Below are 16,463 nucleotides of genomic sequence, written 5' to 3'. Positions count from 1 at the left end.
TGCGAGTCGGCGGACGCGGCCGCCGGAATCGTCAGGGCGAACGCGAAAACCAATCCGCTCGCCGACAGAACGACCTTGCGTATCTGCACCAGTCCCCCCAAATTCTGATCGGGACAGGGGGCGGACGCCCCCGGTGAAATCCCGGCCGCACCGTATCGTTCGCCGAAGTGCGCACGCCAAGGGCCTAGGGGTGGCGAGAACGGTATCCGGCCAGGCATGACAGCCGGGCGGTACGGAAAATCGCTTCCCGGCTCCTGGGCTGCCCACCCCGGCAAAAGCGGAATGGGTCTTGTACCGCATTGAACGAGGAATTCCGACGCGTCGACGCGCGTCAACGCACGACACGTCCCACCACCGCCTCTGTGGCGACGGCCGCCCCACTTCCACAGTGTCCGGAATCCGCATTCGCATTTAGCCCGCTGAATTCATGGAGGGGGCATTCATATATGCACAGCAGTCCCGCACAGCGCGATATGCACCGCCTACCGCAGTGGATACGGGAGCACGACGGACCGCCCGCCGCCCCACCTCGTCCACGACCCGCCGGGCGCACCACGGGGATCCGCCGAGGAATCGTCACCGCAGGGAAGTTGGCCTGACGCGATCACTTCGTTAGCCTCCCGGCAGCCCCGCAGATCCGCCGCTCCCGAGGAAGACAATGCAGTGACGAACCCCCAGGACGACCAGGACACGCAGGCCCCGCACCCCACATCGGACGCGCCGCCCCCGGGCTGCCCCGCCCACGCCGCACGGCTGTACGGGCCGGACTTCCGGCGCCGGCCGGCCGAGACCTACCAGCGGATACGGCACGAGAGCGGACAGGTCGCCCCCGTCCTGCTCGAAGGCGACATCGACGCCTGGTTCGTCCTCGGCTACCGCGAGACGCGCCAGGTGCTCTCCGACGTCGAGACCTTCGGCCGGGACCCGCGCCGCTGGAACGGCTGGGACAGCGTGCCGCCGGACTGGCCGCTCCTGCCGTGGGTGGCGTACAGCCCGATGATGACCTTCACGGAGGGCGACGAGCACCGCCAGCGCGCGACGGCCGCCAGCGACGCCCTCGCCACGATCGACCCCTTCGTGCTGCGCGGGCACTGCGAGCGCTTCGCCGACCAGCTGATCGACAAGTTCGCCGCGAGCGGCAAGGCGGACCTGGTGTACGACTACATCTACTCGGTGCCCACCCTCGCCACGGCCGAGATGTTCGGCCTGTCCGACGACGAGGCCGGGCTGGAGGCCCTGGCGGGAGGGCTGACCGTCTCGTTCCTCTCCAACGAGGAAGCCATCGCCGGCCAGCAGCAGGTCGCCGCGTACGTGGCGGAGCTGGTGAAGGCCAAGCGCGAGGCGCCGGGTCCCGACCTCACCTCGCAGTTCATCCTGAACACCCCGGACCTCACCGAGGAGCAGCAGGCCGGCGACCTGATGGTGCTGATGGCCGCCGCGCTGCCGCTCACCTCGTACTGGATCGGCAACACCCTGCGGCTGATGCTCACCGACGAGCGCTTCGCCATGACCCTCTCGGGCAACCGCCGCAGCATCGGCGAGGCCATGAACGAGGTGCTGTGGGCGGACTCCCCGCTGCAGAACCTCATCGGGCGGTACGCCACCCGCGACACCGCCCTCGGGGGCCGGCGCATCCGCACCGGCGACCTCGTCGTCCTCGGTCTGGCCGCCGCCAACGCCGATCCGCTGCTGTGGCCCGACACCCCCGTCGGCCACGGCGGGAACCACGCGCATGTCAGCTTCAGCGGCGGTGACTACGGCTGCCCGGTGGGCGGTCCCGAGACGGCCAGGATCATCGCGGAGACGGCGATCGAGGTGCTGCTGGACCGCGTTCCTGACCTGACGCTGGCGGTCGCGCCCGAGGAGCTGAGGTGGGTGGACTCCTTCTGGTACCGCTGCCTGGAATCGCTGCCCGTCACGTTCAGCCCCACGGCGGTCAACGCGGGCTAGCACCCGAGACTCCCCCGGCGCCGGGCGGCGCCGGGGGCCGTGGGTGTCCGGTGGTGTCAGTGGCCGGGTGGCTGCTGGAGCATGGCGAGGGTCAGGACGTTGCCGCCGATGCCCCAGCCGCCGTCGGTGACCTCCTCGACCAGGACCATGGTGTTGGCGCGGGCGCGCTCGCCGTAGATCTCGACGTACAGCTCGGTGGTACGGGTGACGATCTCCTGCTTCTGCTTCTCGTCGAGGGATCCGGCGGGAACCTTGAAGTTCGCGAAGGGCATGGTCGTTCTCTCTTCCGGTGGGGAAACGGGGTGGAAAGTGGTCGTGCGGGGCGCCGTGGCGGTCAGACGATGCCGCCGTTGGCGCGGATGACCTGGCCGTTGACCCAGTGGCCGGCCGGGGAGGCGAGGAAGGCGACGACCTCGGCGATGTCGGTGGGGGTGCCGAGGCGCTCCAGCGGGGGCTGGGCCGCCATCCGGGCGATGGTCTCCTCGTCCTTGCCCTCGAGGAACAGGTCGGTGGCGGTGGGGCCGGGGGCGACGGTGTTTGCGGTGACGTCCCGGCCGCGCAGCTCGCGCGCCAGGATCATCGTGAGCGCCTCGGTCGCTCCCTTGCTTGCGCTGTAGGCGCCGTAGGTGGGGAGGGCCAGGCCGACGATGGACGTGGAGAAGGTGATGAGCGCCCCGCCGGCGCGGATCCTGCGGGCGGCCTGCTGGGCGACGACGAAGGTGCCGCGGATGTTGGTGCGGTGCAGCGCGTCCAGCTCAGCCAGGTCCAGCTCGGCGATGGGGGCCAGGTACAGCCGGCCCGCCGCGTGGACGACGACGTCGACCCCGCCGTATTCGGACTCCGCGGTGTCGAAGAGCGCGGCCACCTGCCGCTCGTCGGCCACATCGGCCCGCACGGCGACGGCCCGGCCACCGGCTGCGGCGATGTCCTGGGCGGCGGCTTCGGCCGACTCCCGGTGGCCCCCGTAGCCGATCACGACGGCGTATCCGTCGGCGGCCAGCCGCTTCACCGTCTCGTGGCCGATACCGCGGGAACCGCCGGTGACGATGGCGACGCGGGGCCGGTCGGTGGGGTGCTGGGGCGGGGTTGCCTGGGGTGACATGGAGACTCCTGGAACAGGGTGCTGGCGGGCGGATGCCACGGGGTGTGGCCGTGTCCGGGGCGTCGGCGGTGTCGCCGCCGACGCCCCGGCGGTGTCTCCACTCTGGGCCGGGGTCTCGGGGTCAGCCAGGGCTGTCCCCACCCAGGGGTTGTCAGCCCCTGGCTCCGCCCACCGGCACACGCGACCATGGGGGCGTGAACCACTCCGAATTCGCCGCGTTCCTCAAATCCCGGCGCGACCGCATCCGCCCGGCCGACGTGGGCCTGCCCACCGGGCCGCGGCGGCGGGTGCCCGGGTTGCGCCGCGAGGAGGTCGCCCAGCTCGCCGGGCTGTCCGCGGACTACTACACCGAGCTGGAGCGCGGACGCGGCGCTCAGCCCTCGGCCCAGGTGCTGACCGCCCTCGCCCGGGCGCTGCGGCTGAACGGCGACGAGCGCGACCATCTGTTCCACCTCGCCGACCGCCCCGTTCCCCCGGTGACGCACGGCCCGGCCGCGCAGGTCCAGCCGGCCCTGCTCGGCCTGCTGGACCGGCTGGCCACCACCCCCGCCCAGGTCATCACCGACCTGCACCAGACCCTGGTGCAGAACGAGCTGGCCGCCGCGCTGGTCGGCCGTCCCCCGGCGGTCCGCGGGCCCGCGGCGAGCTTCGTCCACCGCTGGTTCACCGATCCGGACGCCCGTGCGCTCTATCCGCCCGAGGACCACCCCCACCACTCCCGGGTCTTCGTCGCCGATCTGCAGGCCGTCGCCGCCCGGCGCGGCGGCGACACCGAGGTACGGCGGATGGTGGCCGCGCTGCGACGCCACAGCGAGGAGTTCGCCACGCTCTGGGACACCCACGACGTCGCCCTCCGGCGGACCGACCACAAGCGCATCGTCCACCCCGCGCTGGGCGTCATCGAGCTGGACTGCCACTCCCTGTTCAGCGAGGACGGCCGCCAGCGCCTGCTGTGGTTCAGCGCCCCGCCCGGCACCGAGGGCGCCGCCCAGCTGGAACTTCTCTCGGTGATCGGCACACAGGACATGACGGCCGACGCACACGGGACATGACGGCCCACGAGATCGCGCCAACGTGGTGACGTTCGGGGTGCGGAGCGAGCACACGGCCCGTCATCGGGAACCCCTGTCGCAGTACGAGCGGACCTCGCCCCGTGCCGGGGCACGGCACCGGGCGGGCCCGCAGGTCTCCGACGCACACAAGGATCCCGTATGACTGGACCAGCCCCTCTTCTGACCCTGAACAACGGCGTGCGGATGCCCGCTCTGGGCCTCGGCGTCTACCAGAGCCCGCCCGACGAGACCATCCCGGCGGTGACGACCGCGATCGAGAACGGCTATCGCCTCATCGACACCGCGGCCGCGTACGGCAACGAGAAGGAGGTCGGTGAGGGCATCGCCCGCTCGGGCATCGCCCGCGAGGACATCTTCGTCATCACGAAGGTGTGGATGAGCGACTACGGCTACGACGCCACCCTCCGCGCCTTCGACACCAGCCTCACCAAGCTGGGCCTGGACCATCTCGACCTGTATCTGCTGCACTGGCCGGCCCCGTCCGCGTTCGACACCACGGTGGCCTCGTACAAGGCGGCCGAGAAGCTGCTGGCCGACGGCCGGGTGCGGGCCATCGGCGTGTGCAACCACACGCCGGCGCACCTGACCGATCTCATGGCGCGCACCGACGTGGTGCCCGCGGTGAACCAGGTCGAGCTGCATCCGTTCTTCAGCCAGCCCGAGCTGCGGGCCTTCGACGTCCGCCAGGGCATCCAGACCCAGTCCTGGTCGCCCATCGGCGGCGTGAACCGCTACGGGGGCGAGAGCCCGGACAAGGTCAGGGACCCGCTCCAGGAGCCCACCATCACCGGCCTCGCCGAGAAATACGGCAAGACCCCGGCCCAGATCATCCTCCGCTGGCACATCGAGCACGACCTGTGCGCGATCCCGAAGTCCGTCAAACCACATCGCATCGCGGAGAACATCGCGATCTTCGACTTCTCCCTCACCCCGCACGAGGTGGCCGCCATCGACGCGCTCGACACCGGAGCGCGTGGCGGTCCCGACCCCGACCAGGTCGGGCCCGACACCTTCTCCTGAGACAGCCGCTTCTCCCGGACACCGCTTCTCCCGGGACACCGCGCGGGGCGGCCACCGGGCCGCCCCGCACAGCTCCCGCCACACCTCCTCGGACCGGGTCAGGGCTCCGGGTCGTCGGCGAAGTGCCGGAAGCCGTGCCGATCCTGGTGCAGGGTCCACAGGGTGTCCGCCAGCACGGCCGGATCCTTCTTCTCGTGCCCGGGAACGATCGCACCCGGGATGATCAGCTGCGCCACGTGGATGCCCTCGCCGGCGAGGGTGTCGTGCAGCAGCCGGCCGTACGCGCTCTCGGCGGCGAAGGCGACGGAGGTGCCCGCCCGCTCGGGATGCGGCACCACGGCGGTGCCCCCGTTGACGAAGAGCACCGTGCCGCGGCCCAGGGCGCGCATACCGGGGAGCACCTGCCGTACGGCGGTGACCGGGCCGTACACGGAGAATTCCAGCGGGCCCGTGAGGTCGTCGGCGGTGGTGTCCAGGACCGGCAGCATGAACTCCCGCTGCGGCACCGGGCTGTACTGCAGGACCTCGATCGGCCCCAGGGCCGTGGCCGCGGCGTCCAGGGCGGCGGCGAGGGCCTTCGGATCGCGTACGTCCGCGGCGAAGCCACGCGCCGTTACCCCCTCGCCGGCCAGGCCGGCGGCCAGGGCGTCGAGCCGGCCCTGGTCGCGGGAGACGAGGGCGATGTCGTAGCCCTCACGGCCGAAGCGGCGCGCGACGGCGGCGCCGAGACCGGGGCCGGCTCCGATGATGGCAAGGGTGGTCATGGGTTCTCCGGGTGCTCGGGCGCCTCAGGGGCCGGGGTGTCGCGGTGACGGGGTGGCGGGGTGGGGTGAAGGGGGTGGGCGGTGGCCGGGTGAAGGCGGTTGTCGGTGGCCGGCTCGTTCACCGTCACCGGGGCAGGAGCCTCATCGTGGTGGCGCGCGCCGTGTCCGCGACCATGGGCTCCACGTAGGTGCCGCTGTAGCGGCTGTACTTGGAGCGGTACGCGTCGTCGACCCGGTCGTTGACACCGGGGTCGCCCTCCTCGATCAAGGTGACGTCCCGGTCCACGCCGCCGGAGCGGATGTGGCCCTCGTGGCTCCCGTGGGCGGTGCGCCACCAGGAGCCGTCGGTGCCGCGGTAGGAGCGGACGTAGAGGTCGTCGCCGTCACGGACGACCCAGATCGGCACCGCCGTACGCGGTGTGCCGTCGCCCCGCAGCGGCGCCATTTCCAGCTCGTCCGTCGTCGCGATCCGGTTGAGTTCGTCGCTCGTCCATGTCGTCATCGTCTGCCTCCTTCACGAGTAACCGAAAGGGGAGAATTCCATCTCGGGAGGAAGACAACCAGGGAGAGAATCTTCCCCCCGGGCGGCCGGCGAACGATGCCCCACCGACCAGTATGCCGAGCGGGAGGTCACCCGGCGAGGGCGGCGAACGCCTCGTCCAGGAGGGCGGTGAGGTCGGGGCGGCCGTCGGAGGCCGTCCAGTGGTCGAGGGCGATGTTCAAGCAGCCCAGAGCGGCCGCGGCCTTCACCGACAGGGCCAGGGGCGTGGCACGCCGAGCGTCGCCGGGCCGCTCGGCGAGGGCCCGGGCCAGCACGGGCCGCCAGCCGTTCTGCTTCTCCAGCAGCCGGGCGCACAGCGCGGGGGTGTTCCGGACCAGGCGGGTCGTCGCGAGGGCGCCGACCGGGTCCCGGCGGTGGTACGCGATGACGACGTCCAGTGCGCGCCGCAGTGCCGTCCAGTCGTCCTCGTCGGCGGGTCTGGTCCGCAGGGCGTCGGCGGCCTGCTCGCCGTAGGCGTCGAAGGCGCTGAGGACGGCCTCTTCCTTGCTGCCCACGTAGCGCAGGAAGGTGCTGCGCGAGACACCGGCGGCCGCGGCCAGGTCGTTGATGGTGACCTGCTCGAAGCCCTTGCTCCGGAACAGGGCGGACGCCACCTCGGCCAGCTCGGCCCGGATGGCCGCTCGCGCGATGTCTCTCGTGCTCGTACGCGCCGCTCCGTTCACCCCGCGATCGTACCGCCGGGCTGAACCACGATCGCGGTGATGAGATCCGAACCCTGTTGTGACACCGAGTTCCATGCTAGGAATGCTGCTCCACGGCGATCCTTCGGTTCCAGACCTCGGTGAGCGGGAGAGCGGCATGCGGGGACTTCAGGGCAAGAGGATCGTCGTCGCGGGCGGCGCCACGGGAATCGGCGCCGCCACGGCCGAGCGGCTCGCCGAGGAGGGCGCCTCGGTCGTCGTCGGCGACATCAATCTCGTGGGCGCGAAGGCCACCTCCCAGCGCATCGCCGAGGCCGGCGGCACCGCGGTCGCCGTCGCGTTCGACCTCGCCGACGAGGAGTCGATCGGTGCGCTGGTCGACCGGGCCACCGCCGAGTTCGGCGGGATCGACGGGCTCTACAACGTCGGCGCCGACCTCTCGGACAACCATCTGGGCCGGGACACCGACCTGCTGGAGATGGATCCGGCGGTGTGGCGGCGCACCCACGAGGTGAACCTGCTCGGCTACGCCCTCACCTGCCGGGCCGCCATCCCGCGACTGCTGGCCCAGGGCGGCGGCGTCATCGTCAACACCTCCTCCGGCGCGGCCTGGGGAGGGGAGCCCCGGCGTCCCGCGTATGCCGCCTCCAAGGCCGGGATCAACGCACTGACCCGCCATATCGCCTCCCGCTGGGGCAAGGAGGGCATCCGCTGCAACGCCGTGGCGCCCGGGCTGGTCATGGGCGACACCCAGAAGCAGCGGGACGACCAGCGGCTGCAGGCCATGGCGCTGAAGATCGCCCGCAGCCCGCGGCTGGGCGAGCCCGCGGACGTGGCCGGCACCGTGGCCTTTCTCCTCTCGGACGACGCCGAGTGGGTCAACGGCCAGGTGTGGTCGGTCTGTGGCGGCATGAGCCTGCGCGACTGAGACGTCGCCGGCTCACCTCACCGGTCCACGACGTGGCCGGTCACCGCTTTCCGCACCCCTTTGTCACCCGGCGTTCGCACGCCGTTGGGCGGCAATCCCGCCGCCGTCCTCGGTCTCGACATCGCTCGGCGGCCCACCGGGATCCCGGCCCGGGAAAGGCGTTCGGAGAGGAGTAGTCTCCTGCGCAGCGGCTCGTACGGTTCGTTGGCCCCACACCCATACGAGGAGAGACCGGTTGTCGACGTTTGTCGTGTTCGACCTCGAGTTCACCTCGTGGTCGGGATCGCTCGAGCAGGACTGGTCGGAGCCGGGGCAGCTTCGCGAAATCGTCCAGATCGGCGCGCTGCGCATCAGCACCGGTCATTCCGCTGACGACCACTGTGTTGTCGAGGAATACGAGGCGCTGGTCAGGCCGGTGGTCAATCCGCGGCTGTCCCCGTTCTTCACCGGTCTCACGGGCATCGACCAGGAAACCGTGGACCGCGAGGGAGTCGCCCCGGCCGAGGCGCTCAGTGACTTCCTGGCGTTCTGCCGGGGGCAGTCCGTGCTCTCCTACGGCAACGACATGGTCGTCCTCGGGGAGAACGTGGGGTGGGCCCGGGCGCGCGGGGAGCAGATCAAGAACGGCTTTCTCGGCGCCGGCTTCCTGAATATCCGCCCATGGCTGAATACCATCGCCCCGATCACGGCATCGGCCAACTCCGGTCGGCTGTGGGAAGCGCTCGGCCTCCCCAAACCCGTGGCCGGCAGGGAGCATTCAGCCCTCTTCGACTGTTATTCGATCGCCGCGGCGATCAGACACCTCTGCGCCGGTGGGGCCGTCCTGCCCGAGGGCTGCCTCTAGCGGCTGGGCGAATCGGCCATGGCGAGCGTGTCGTCCGACGCGCCCCCGGCGAGTGGCACGATGGCCCGGAGATCTTGGTCGGCGGCGCTCATGCGCGTCGTCCGATAGGCAGGAAAGGAACCCCCTTATGACCGCAGTGCGCGGAACAGCCGTCGACATCCCCACCCGGGACGGCATCGCCGACGCCTATCTGGTCCATCCCGACGACACCGACCGCCACCCGGCCGTTCTGCTGTACATGGACGCGTTCGGCCTCCGGCCCCATCTGCGGGGGATGGCCGACCGTCTGGCCGCGGCCGGTTACACGGTGCTGGCGCCCAACGTCTTCTACCGCCACGGGCGCGCTCCGGTGGTGGAGCTGCCCGACTTCCTCGACCCGGCGGCGCGCCCGGCGATCTTCGAGCACATCGCCCCGATGGCGCAGGAGCTCACTCCCGAGCGCGCGATGAGCGACGCCGGCACCTATGTGGAGTGGCTGGCCTCCTGCCCGCAGGCCACCGACGGGCCCGTGGGCCTCACCGGGTACTGCTTGGGCGCCGGGCTGGCCCTGCGGACCGCCGGAAGCTACCCCGACCGCGTTGCGGCGGCGGCCGGTTTCCACGGTGCCCACTTGGCCACCGAGGCGGCGGACAGCCCGCACACGGTGGCCGGGCAGGTCACCGCCGAGCTGTACTTCGGACACGCGGACCAGGATCAAGCCCTTCCCCCCGAGCAGATCGAGCGCCTGGACAAGGCCCTCAACGAGGCCGGCGTCCGCCACCGCACCGAGGTCTACACGGGCGCTCAGCACGGCTACACCCAGGCCGACACCTCCGCCTACAACGCCGAGGCCGCCGAACGCCACTGGGCGGCCCTGCTCGACCTCTTCGGCCGCACGCTCTGACCGCGGCTGGTGACCAGCCGCCCCGGGCTGGTCACCACCCTCCGGCGGCCGGGCCTAGAACTGCCGGAGGTGGTCACGGAGGGTGCGGGCCACCTGCGCCATGAGGGCGTCGGCGCCGGGCTGGGTGCTCGCGGGCACGAGCGACTCGGTGAGCACGGCGATGGCGAACGCCTGGCCGTCGGAGTGCTCGACGATGCCGACCTCATGGCGGAGGTTGAGGAGGGTGCCGGTCTTGGAGGACCAGGTGGTGGCGTCGGAGCTGAAGTCCGGGGCGAGCCGGTGCCGCAGCACGTTGTGGGCCATGAGGTCGCGCACGTGCAGCGCCACATCGGGGTGGATCTTCGACGGTGTCCACAGGGCCTGGAGCAGGTCCACCCAGGCGCGCGCGCTGCCGGTGTTGGCGCGGGTGGTGTCGAGTTGCGGCACCCGGTGACCGCGGCCGCTGGTGCCGGCGTCGATGGCCAGCGCGTGGGCGAGATGCACCTGCTCGGCGTCGAAGCGCTCCACGGGGGTTTCGGTCAGTTCGCGCATGCCGTGCCGGACGGTGATGCCACGCAGCCCGAGTCCCTGGAGGATCTCGGCGACCTGGGCGGGCGGGGTGAGGCCGAACAGCGCGTCGGCCGCCGTCCCGTCGCTCACACAGGTGCTCAGGTAGAGCAGATCCCCGATCGCGATCCGGGCGGGGTGGCGGAATCGGCTCAGCCCGGTGGGGCCGGGCGTGGTGATCCGTCCCGGGGGCACGTCGAGCAGCGTCGCTCCGTCGAGTTCGCCGCGCCGGATGCGCTCGGCCGTCGCCAGCGCGAGCGGGACCTTGACCAGGGAGGCGGACGGCAGCTGGGTGTCCGGGTCGATGCCCAGCTCGTCCCCGGTGTGGAGATCCCGTACGAGCAGGCAGCCGTGCAGTCCGCCGTCGCGCAACTGCTCGCGCAGATCGCGCAGCAGGGTCTCGGTGCTCACGCTTCCGTTCCTTCCTCGGTGTCCGCCCGGGTGTCCGCGCCGAGGCAGCGGGCGATGGCGCCGCCCAGGCGCCCCTCGATGGGCTGCGGATTGCCGTCCGCGGCGGCGGCGAGAGCGAACCCCCGGCCGAGCGTGATCTCGCCGATGGGCCGCCACTTCAGGGCGAGTTCGGCGGCCTGCGCGGGAGAGCACAGCAACAGGTCGCGGGTGCTGAGGACTTCGGCGGCCGCGGCCGTCAGATCGGTGGCGGCCACGAGCTGTGCGGGCCGCAGACCGACCGCGTCGCGCAGCCGGGTCAGCGGGTCGCGGATATGCGGCACATCGTCCTCCGGCTGGATCCAGATACGGCGGGCCGGGCCCGGAGCGGCCCGGCCGACCCGCAGCGTCTCGAGATAGACCCGCCGCACACCGGGATCCCGGACTCCGGCGAGCCCGAGCGGCACGGACCAGGTGGCCTCGTCCGCGGGCACCGCGAGCAGGGCGGCCCGCACCAGCTGTGCGTGGATGAGCTCCAGGCGCTGCGCCGGCGCCGCCACGCGGAGCTCGAGCGTGATGCCGTGCGCGCGTGCCTCGGCGACGAGGCGGGCCAGACCGGCCGTTGTGCAGATGCCGGGCACCGCGAGCCGCCACGGCTTGCGCTTGGCGGCCTCGGCCTCGTGCAGCAGCACATCGGCCGCCTGTACGAGCTGTCTGGCCACCGGCAGCATCTCCCGCCCGAAGGGGGTGAGTTGGGCCCGCCGTGAGGTGCGTTCGAAGAGCTGCTCACCGAAGCGCTCCTCCAGAGCGGCCACCCGACGGCTGGCCACCGACTGGGACATCCGGGCGGCGGCCGCCCCGACGGTGAAGCTGCCACGCTCGCTCACGCTGACGAACGCGCGGCACGCTCCCACCAGATCCACATCCGCACTCTATGCCAGATCGGCATGGAGATGCGCATGAGCGTATTGGACCGCATAGCCGCCGGGCGGCGAAGGTGATCCCGATGCCCACGGCCGCGCCCCGGTAAGGGGCCGGTCGTTCCATCCCCTGTGCCCCCTGCGTGACGGGGGCCCAACCGGAGGTCAGGATCATGCGATTCCCCCGTGCCCGGCACACCGCCCTCGGCGCGCTCACCGCGCTCACGCTTCTCGTCCCGCTGACGGCCTGCGGCCAGGACGGATCCTCGGACTCGTCGGGGTCGTCGAGTGCGTCGGGCTCGCCGTCCGCGTCCACCGATCTGGCGGCGAAGGCGGGCAAGGACACGGCGTCGTCCACCGTCGAGTTCAAGAAGCTGGAGCACTCCTACGACGCGCGGCTGGGTGTCTACGCCATCGACACCGGCACCGGACACGAGGTGGCCTATCGCGACGGCGAGCGGTTCGGCTACGCCTCCACGTTCAAGGCGCTGGAGGCCGGTGCCGTGCTGCGGAAGGTCGAACTGGGCGGGCTGGACCGGGTGATCAGGTACTCCAGGGACGTTCTCGTCGACAACTCCCCCGTGACCGAGAAGCGCGTCGACACCGGGATGAGCCTGGGCGCGCTGTGTGACGCCGCCGTCCGCTACAGCGACAACACGGCGGCCAACCTGCTCTTCGACCAGCTCGGCGGGCCCAGGGGCCTCGACGCCACGCTCGAGAAGATGGGCGACGACGTCATCCGGATGGAGCGCCGCGAGCCGGAGTTGAGTCGCTGGGTCCCCGGTTCCACCCGGGACACGAGCACTCCGCGGGCGATGGCCAAGGATCTGCGCGCGTTCGTGCTCGGCGATGTCCTCGGCGACGGAGAGCGCGCACAGCTCACGAAGTGGCTGCGGACCAACACCACCGGGGACGCGCTCATCAGGGCCGGGGTGCCCAAGGACTGGCAGGTCGGCGACAAGACAGGAAGCGGCAGCTACTACGGTGGCCGCAATGACATCGCGGTGGTGTGGCCGCCCGACTCCGCTCCCATCGTCATGGCGATCATGTCGAACCGCGGTGACAAGGACGCCACGTCCGACGACAAGCTGATCGCGGACGCGGCGCGGGTCGTGGCCGGCCGGCTTTCGTAGCACCCCTCCCCTGCCCATCCGCTCCTCCGCGGGGATGAGCCGCCCGCTCAGCCCCGGAGGAAGTACAGGACGGTCATGGTGACGGCGGTCGTCAGAACGACGCCGCGCAGCAGCCAGGCGGGGAGACGACGGGCGATGTGCGCCCCGGCCACCCCGCCGGCCACCGCGCCGACCAGCATGGTGATGAGCACGGACGGTGCGCTCAGCGCGTCGGAGGCGATGAGGAACAGCCCGGTCGCGCTGAGGTAGATGGCCGTGAGCTGGGCGACCCGCATCGGGTTGCCGGCCGAGGTGTCGAGGCCGAGGCCGATGCTCCACACGGCCAGCATCATGATGCCCACGGCACCGCCGAAGTAGCCGCCGTACAGGGCGAGGAGGAACTGGCCGATCAGGACGGCCCGGGGGCTCATGCCGACCGCATGGCCCTTCGCGTCGCTCAGCACACGGGAGACGTGGCGCCCGAAGGCGAGGATCACCGTGGCGAAGGCGAGCAGCCAGGGCAGCGCGGCGTCGAACGACACCGCGGGCAGCGTCAGCAGCAGACCGGCACCCAGCCCGCCGCCGATCGCACTGACCACGGTCAGCGCCCGCGTGGACGTGCCCCCGACCGGGGCGAGATCGCGCCGGTACACCCACGCGCTCGCCACGGTTCCGGGTACGAGGGCCACGGTCGAGGACGCGTTCGCGGTCACGGGGGACAGACCGGCCGCGACCAGGGCGGGGAGCGCCACGAACGTGCCGCCGACGGCGTTCAACGCCCCGGCGACCACGCCCGCCAGCAGAACAATCACCATCTCCGACACCCGCCGAGCATCGCCCCACGGCCCGTGGGCGCACAATGCGTGATCCACAGAGCCTGCGCAAGGCTGTGCCATAGGCTCGACAGGGTGCGTTATGACCTGGACGACCTGCGGCTCTTTCTCCACATCGTGGCGGAGGGCTCGATCACGGCGGGCGCCCGCCGGATGCATCTGAGCCTCCCGTCGGCCAGCGCCAGGGTGCGCTCGCTCGAGCACCACGCGGGCGTGGCCCTGCTGATCCGTGGCAGGCGGGGGGTGCGCCCCACCCCGGCGGGGACGGCGCTGGCCCGCCACGCCCGGGATGTGCTCGACCGGACGGCGCGCCTCGAAAGCGCCGTGGCGAGCTACGCCCGGCCGCCGACCGCGCCACTGACCCTGCTGGGCGGCGGCTCCGCGATGCATCACCTCGTGCCGCGGGCCCTGGTCTCGTTCCTCCGCGCACACCCGGACGTCGATGTGACGGCGTCCGAGAGCCGCACCCCACGCACCGTGCGGCTGCTCGCCGACGGCGAGGCGGATCTGGGCGTCGTTCTCGACACCGAGGCGCGCGACTGCGGTCTCGCCATGGAACCCCTCTGCGATGACTCCCTGGTGGTGATCGGCCAGTCCGGCGGGATCCTCGCGGGGCGCGCCGCGGTGGCCTACAGCGAGATCGCCGAGCACCCGCTCGTGGGGCTCGACGCCGGCTCCTCGCTGCGGCGCTCGATCGAGAAACACCTGGGTCCGCACGCTCCGGCGGTGCGCTACCGCACCACCGTCGCCCACCTGCCCACTCTTGTCTCCCTCGCGGCCGCCGGTGTGGGACTCGCGGTCGTGCCGCGCCGCGCCATCGCCCCCGGCCGGCCACTCGATGTGTGCGAGCTCCAGGATCCCTGGTCACGCCGCACCCATCTGCTGGCCTGGGGCGAGAAGGCCCGGACCTCGTCCACCGCCACCGCGGCGCTCGCCGAGCACCTGCGCCGGGCGGCCGTGTCCGGGCCGGAAGGGGGCACGGGCGTTCCGGCGATGTGAACGCGGGGCTCGTAGGAGCCGAATCAGCGCTGTCGCGCGCGTCCCGTATCGAGACGGCGCAGTTCCAGCACACTGTCCGCGAGTGTGCGGTCGCCCAGCGATTCGAGCACCGCTTCCTCGGCCTCCGCGGTGAGCGTGGCGAAGTACTCACCGGCGTGTGCGGTCACCTGGCACACCGGCTCCACCCCGGGCGAGCAGGCCCACAGGGGCTTGTCGCCGACGGCGCAGCGGTAGATCTCCGCCAGGGTGATCCGGTCGGTCGGCCGCCCCAGCCTGGCCCCACCGGTGCGGCCCTTGACGCAGACGACCAGCCCCTCCTCCGTCAGCGGGACGAGGAGCTTGCGGACCAGACTCGGGTTGGTGTTCAGCATGCGGGCCAACTCGGCGGAGCTCAGCGGTCCGGAGTCGTCGTCGGCGGCGACCGCGAGGAGGAGCATCAGCTGCAGCGCACGGGAGAACCGGATGTCCAACAAGGTCTCCACCTCCGCGCGCAGATCGTGGCACAGCCTACTCGACGGTGCCATTTCGCCGTTCCCCTAAAGTGCAATCGATGCAGTTGCAGTTTACGCGATCAAAACTGTACCTTTCAGATTCACACTTTTGGCCCTCCGGGGGAAGCCACCCCGGAGCGACACGACTGGAGAGCGACACGGTGAACACCCGCGCGGCCACGGCACTGTCCCGCCCGTTCGCACTGGGTTCGGCCAAGCTGCCGAACCGGATCGTCATGGCACCCATGACCCGCGGACACTCCCCCGACGGCGTTCCCGGTGAGGATGTCGCCGCCTACTACGCGCGCCGGGTCGCCGCGGGGACCGGCCTGATCATCACCGAGGGCACCACCGTCGACCACCGGTCCGCCGGCTTCCTCGACGGCGTCCCCCGGTTCCACGGCGAGGCGCAACTCGCCGGATGGCAGAAGGTCGTCGACGCCGTGCACACCCACGGTGGCGCGATCATGCCCCAGCTCTGGCACGTGGGCATACAGCGGCCCGCAGGGGCGCCGCCGTTCCCCGACGCCCCGTCCGTGGGGCCGTCCGGGGTCGCGCTGGACGGCACGGCCGGAGCGGGCGAGACGATGACCCTCGCCGACATCGACGATGTCATCGGCGCCTTCGCGAAGGCCGCGCGGGAGGCCGAGCGGATCGGTTTCGACGGCGTGGAACTGCACGGCGCGCACGGCTATCTCATCGACCAGTTCCTCTGGGAGCGCACCAACCGGCGCACCGACGGCTACGGCGGCGACCTGGCCTCGCGTACCACGTTCGCCGCCGACCTGGTGGCCGCCATCCGCGAACAGGTCGCGCCCGACTTCCCCGTCGTGCTGCGGTTCTCCCAGTGGAAGTCCGAGAACTACGAGGCCCGGCTCGCCGAGAGCCCCAAGGAACTGGAAGCCGTGCTCACCCCGCTGGCGGAGGCCGGGGTCGACGCGTTCCACGCGTCCGGACGCCGCCACTGGCAGGCCGAGTTCCCGGACACGGGGTCGGAGCTGAACATCGCCGGATGGGCGAAGAAGGTCACCGGTAAGCCGGTCATCACCGTCGGCTCGGTCGGCCTGGACACCGTCTTCCAGCCGGGCTCCCTCTCCGGTGCGAACGCTGCCGTGGACACCATCGAGCGGCTCCTCGACCGTCTGGAGCGGGACGAGTTCGACCTCGTGGCGGTCGGCCGCGCACTGCTCGCCGACCCCCAGTGGGCCGAGAAGGTCCTGAACGACCGGATGAGCGAGCTCATTCCGTTCAGTAAGGACTCGGTGGCGTCCCTGCACTGAGCCGAGCGCCCGCTCGGATGCCGCGGCGGGGGGAATCGGCGCCGACCGGCACGGGGGGGGGAATCCGGTCGGCGCCGAGCACGGGGTGTAGAGGTAGTTTAACATTTCACGACCACCTCGCTCGGGCC

General features: G+C 71.6%; 18 protein-coding genes. 9 read left to right on the top strand and 9 right to left on the bottom strand.

From position 1 onward, the window contains the following. Positions 1-663: 663 nt before the first annotated feature. A complete protein-coding gene (locus tag J8403_RS38915) occupies positions 664-1,950 on the top strand; it encodes a cytochrome P450 (RefSeq protein ID WP_211127290.1) in 1,287 nt (428 codons plus the stop codon). A gap of 56 nt (positions 1,951-2,006) precedes the next feature. On the opposite strand, the gene J8403_RS38910 is transcribed toward J8403_RS38915, so the two are convergent. Both J8403_RS38910 and J8403_RS38905 read right to left on the bottom strand, forming a co-directional pair. After that, positions 2,007-2,222, bottom strand: a complete 216-nt coding sequence (locus tag J8403_RS38910; RefSeq protein ID WP_211127289.1) for a tautomerase family protein — start codon at positions 2,220-2,222, stop codon at positions 2,007-2,009. 62 nt (positions 2,223-2,284) lie between these two features. Next, positions 2,285-3,052, bottom strand: coding sequence for an SDR family oxidoreductase (locus J8403_RS38905; protein WP_211127288.1), 768 nt, complete (start codon positions 3,050-3,052; stop codon positions 2,285-2,287). 194 nt (positions 3,053-3,246) lie between these two features. Here J8403_RS38905 and J8403_RS38900 point away from each other — a divergent pair, with 194 nt between their 5' ends. Both J8403_RS38900 and J8403_RS38895 read left to right on the top strand, forming a co-directional pair. Next, entirely contained in the window at positions 3,247-4,104 is an 858-nt protein-coding gene (locus J8403_RS38900) for a helix-turn-helix transcriptional regulator (protein ID WP_211127287.1), read from the top strand. A gap of 159 nt (positions 4,105-4,263) precedes the next feature. Next, positions 4,264-5,145 (top strand): aldo/keto reductase, encoded by an 882-nt coding sequence (locus tag J8403_RS38895; protein ID WP_211127286.1) that lies wholly within the window; start codon positions 4,264-4,266, stop codon positions 5,143-5,145. A gap of 98 nt (positions 5,146-5,243) precedes the next feature. Here J8403_RS38895 and J8403_RS38890 read toward each other — a convergent pair whose 3' ends face one another. The 3 genes from J8403_RS38890 to J8403_RS38880 form a co-directional block, all read right to left on the bottom strand. Continuing rightward, positions 5,244-5,909 (bottom strand): SDR family NAD(P)-dependent oxidoreductase, encoded by a 666-nt coding sequence (locus tag J8403_RS38890; protein ID WP_211127285.1) that lies wholly within the window; start codon positions 5,907-5,909, stop codon positions 5,244-5,246. A gap of 124 nt (positions 5,910-6,033) precedes the next feature. Beyond that, on the bottom strand, positions 6,034-6,411 hold the full coding sequence (locus J8403_RS38885) for a DUF2255 family protein (RefSeq protein ID WP_211127284.1): 378 nt from the start codon (positions 6,409-6,411) through the stop codon (positions 6,034-6,036). Positions 6,412-6,539: 128 nt separating this feature from the next. Further along, complete coding sequence (locus J8403_RS38880) at positions 6,540-7,133, bottom strand: TetR/AcrR family transcriptional regulator (protein WP_246586197.1); 594 nt, start codon at positions 7,131-7,133, stop codon at positions 6,540-6,542. 136 nt (positions 7,134-7,269) lie between these two features. Between J8403_RS38880 and J8403_RS38875 the strand changes: the two genes are divergently transcribed. The 3 genes from J8403_RS38875 to J8403_RS38865 all read left to right on the top strand — a co-directional run bounded on the left by J8403_RS38875 (position 7,270) and on the right by J8403_RS38865 (position 9,767). Further along, on the top strand, positions 7,270-8,040 hold the full coding sequence (locus tag J8403_RS38875) for an SDR family NAD(P)-dependent oxidoreductase (protein ID WP_211127283.1): 771 nt from the start codon (positions 7,270-7,272) through the stop codon (positions 8,038-8,040). Positions 8,041-8,275: 235 nt separating this feature from the next. Then, positions 8,276-8,884 (top strand): 3'-5' exonuclease, encoded by a 609-nt coding sequence (locus tag J8403_RS38870; protein ID WP_211127282.1) that lies wholly within the window; start codon positions 8,276-8,278, stop codon positions 8,882-8,884. Positions 8,885-9,011: 127 nt separating this feature from the next. After that, a complete protein-coding gene (locus J8403_RS38865; RefSeq protein ID WP_211127281.1) occupies positions 9,012-9,767 on the top strand; it encodes a dienelactone hydrolase family protein in 756 nt (251 codons plus the stop codon). Between the two features lie 54 nt (positions 9,768-9,821). Here the strand turns inward: J8403_RS38865 and J8403_RS38860 are convergent, their stop codons facing one another. Together J8403_RS38860 and J8403_RS38855 are read right to left on the bottom strand one after the other, a co-directional pair. After that, complete coding sequence (locus tag J8403_RS38860) at positions 9,822-10,724, bottom strand: serine hydrolase (RefSeq protein ID WP_211127280.1); 903 nt, start codon at positions 10,722-10,724, stop codon at positions 9,822-9,824. Further along, on the bottom strand, positions 10,721-11,623 hold the full coding sequence (locus J8403_RS38855) for a LysR family transcriptional regulator (protein WP_211127279.1): 903 nt from the start codon (positions 11,621-11,623) through the stop codon (positions 10,721-10,723). The genes J8403_RS38860 and J8403_RS38855 overlap by 4 nt, the downstream gene beginning before the upstream one ends. 170 nt (positions 11,624-11,793) lie before the next feature. Here J8403_RS38855 and bla point away from each other — a divergent pair, with 170 nt between their 5' ends. Next, positions 11,794-12,753, top strand: a complete 960-nt coding sequence (bla, locus tag J8403_RS38850; protein ID WP_211127278.1) for a class A beta-lactamase — start codon at positions 11,794-11,796, stop codon at positions 12,751-12,753. A gap of 47 nt (positions 12,754-12,800) precedes the next feature. On the opposite strand, the gene J8403_RS38845 is transcribed toward bla, so the two are convergent. Beyond that, positions 12,801-13,547: a sulfite exporter TauE/SafE family protein gene (locus J8403_RS38845; protein WP_211128651.1), complete on the bottom strand. Its 747-nt coding sequence runs from the start codon at positions 13,545-13,547 to the stop codon at positions 12,801-12,803. A 93-nt stretch (positions 13,548-13,640) separates the two neighbouring features. Between J8403_RS38845 and J8403_RS38840 the strand changes: the two genes are divergently transcribed. Then, positions 13,641-14,564: a LysR family transcriptional regulator gene (locus J8403_RS38840; protein ID WP_211127277.1), complete on the top strand. Its 924-nt coding sequence runs from the start codon at positions 13,641-13,643 to the stop codon at positions 14,562-14,564. 23 nt (positions 14,565-14,587) lie between these two features. Here the strand turns inward: J8403_RS38840 and J8403_RS38835 are convergent, their stop codons facing one another. After that, on the bottom strand, positions 14,588-15,088 hold the full coding sequence (locus tag J8403_RS38835; RefSeq protein ID WP_246586195.1) for an RrF2 family transcriptional regulator: 501 nt from the start codon (positions 15,086-15,088) through the stop codon (positions 14,588-14,590). Between the two features lie 128 nt (positions 15,089-15,216). Between J8403_RS38835 and J8403_RS38830 the strand changes: the two genes are divergently transcribed. Next, positions 15,217-16,335, top strand: coding sequence for an NADH:flavin oxidoreductase (locus J8403_RS38830; protein WP_211127276.1), 1,119 nt, complete (start codon positions 15,217-15,219; stop codon positions 16,333-16,335). The last annotated feature ends 128 nt before the right edge of the window (positions 16,336-16,463 follow it).

It is taken from the genome of Streptomyces yatensis (assembly GCF_018069625.1).
GTDB lineage: Bacteria > Actinomycetota > Actinomycetes > Streptomycetales > Streptomycetaceae > Streptomyces > Streptomyces yatensis.
The sequence above is the reverse complement of the archived record's forward strand: the minus strand, read 5'-3'. Positions and strand labels throughout refer to the sequence as shown.

What these genes read in the sequence shown, in the direction of transcription:
- J8403_RS38910 (WP_211127289.1), bottom strand. Translation starts at nt 2,222, where the DNA reads ATGCCCTTCGCGAACTTCAAGGTTCCCGCCGGATCCCTCGACGAGAAG.
- J8403_RS38905 (WP_211127288.1), bottom strand. Translation starts at nt 3,052, where the DNA reads ATGTCACCCCAGGCAACCCCGCCCCAGCACCCCACCGACCGGCCCCGC.
- J8403_RS38895 (WP_211127286.1), top strand. Translation starts at nt 4,264, where the DNA reads ATGACTGGACCAGCCCCTCTTCTGACCCTGAACAACGGCGTGCGGATG.
- J8403_RS38890 (WP_211127285.1), bottom strand. Translation starts at nt 5,909, where the DNA reads ATGACCACCCTTGCCATCATCGGAGCCGGCCCCGGTCTCGGCGCCGCC.
- J8403_RS38885 (WP_211127284.1), bottom strand. Translation starts at nt 6,411, where the DNA reads ATGACGACATGGACGAGCGACGAACTCAACCGGATCGCGACGACGGAC.
- J8403_RS38875 (WP_211127283.1), top strand. Translation starts at nt 7,270, where the DNA reads ATGCGGGGACTTCAGGGCAAGAGGATCGTCGTCGCGGGCGGCGCCACG.
- J8403_RS38865 (WP_211127281.1), top strand. Translation starts at nt 9,012, where the DNA reads ATGACCGCAGTGCGCGGAACAGCCGTCGACATCCCCACCCGGGACGGC.
- bla (WP_211127278.1), top strand. Translation starts at nt 11,794, where the DNA reads ATGCGATTCCCCCGTGCCCGGCACACCGCCCTCGGCGCGCTCACCGCG.
- J8403_RS38845 (WP_211128651.1), bottom strand. Translation starts at nt 13,547, where the DNA reads ATGGTGATTGTTCTGCTGGCGGGCGTGGTCGCCGGGGCGTTGAACGCC.
- J8403_RS38835 (WP_246586195.1), bottom strand. Translation starts at nt 15,088, where the DNA reads ATGGCACCGTCGAGTAGGCTGTGCCACGATCTGCGCGCGGAGGTGGAG.